General features: G+C 65.0%; 1 protein-coding gene. It reads right to left on the bottom strand.

The genetic code is table 11. The annotated features are described in order from the left end of the window. On the bottom strand, positions 1 to 274 hold a 274-nt coding region (locus tag SCA31_RS23345), incomplete at both ends, for an ATP-binding cassette domain-containing protein (RefSeq protein ID WP_410699404.1).

Here is a 274-nt window from a genome sequence, read left to right as displayed (position 1 = left end):
ACCGCTGATAGCCGCGAAGTGTTCCACCATGCGGCGCCCCGTGGTCCTGTTCTCCAGGTGCAGTTCACCGGGAAGGTATCCGATTCTGCGGCGCAACGCTATCCCGCCCTGTTGCGGATCCTGCCCGAGGACGGAAATAGTTCCCGCGCTGGGCCGGATGATGTCCAGGAGGCAGCGCATGGTGGTGGTTTTGCCCGCGCCGTTGGGGCCGATGACTCCGAACACCGTTCCGGGTTCCACGGTGAGATCCAGCCCGTGCAACACCTCCCGGCGT

Source organism: Chryseobacterium sp. SIMBA_028, from assembly GCF_046535285.1.
Lineage (GTDB): Bacteria > Bacteroidota > Bacteroidia > Flavobacteriales > Weeksellaceae > Chryseobacterium.
This window is presented reverse-complemented; position numbering and strand designations above follow the sequence as displayed.